The sequence below is a fragment of the Gluconobacter sp. P1D12_c genome (assembly GCF_018812105.1).
Taxonomy (GTDB): domain Bacteria; phylum Pseudomonadota; class Alphaproteobacteria; order Acetobacterales; family Acetobacteraceae; genus Gluconobacter; species Gluconobacter oxydans_A.
Genome location: NZ_JACSIQ010000099.1, coordinates 1 through 712 on the forward strand (window position 1 = coordinate 1; position 712 = coordinate 712).

The 712-nt window shown below is 46.8% G+C and carries 1 protein-coding gene; it reads left to right on the forward strand.

The genetic code is table 11. The features are described from left to right. On the forward strand, positions 1-712 hold a 712-nt coding region (locus KP705_RS15735; protein WP_215764873.1), incomplete at both ends, for a hypothetical protein.

Consider the following 712-nt stretch of genomic DNA (forward strand, 5'->3'; position numbering starts at 1 on the left):
AGAAGCGAAGGCATCACGCGGACAGAGTTTTGATGCAGGACCGTCTGAGAATGGGTGTGAGTCATCTTCACGGATAGGTTTTTATGAGCTTCATCGTCGCAACAGTGGGAACAAGGTTGATGTGTTTAAACATCTTGAACGCATTGGCAGGGATGAGGCCATAAGGCTTCAATCTGATCGCATTGCTGACAGGCTTGAAGGTCTGGGGATTCCGTCTAGGCGTAAGAAGCAGGATGGCACCTTTTTCAAGGTGGGTTTGCTGTCTGGATTAGCTAAGCAGATGGATGAACAGTTTAGGCATATCATGTTCATTCCTGCTGTTGCTGTTGCTGAGCGTCGCCAGTTGAGGAATGAGCTGACCTATTGGATTGATAACATTCTCCCGAATAAGGGGAAGTATCTGCGGTACATGGTTATCACCTGCGGTGAGAACGTCCGCATATATGATGACCTCAAGGCGGAGCATAGGAAATGGACACGCAAGCTCTCTGATTGCTTCCGTTGGCTCAATCAAAAATATGGTTCAAATCTGTATTTCAGGGGGACTGAGTTCACTCATAATGAGGATCATGAAACCCTTAACATGCATATGAATATCCTCTTTGATCTGCCGTATTTGAAGGGGAACGGCTGGCAGGATTTTCTTGCTGATGTTCGTGAGAGGATGTCGTGCATTGTTAAGGATGCGGGAACTCTTGAGTCTGTTGATGAG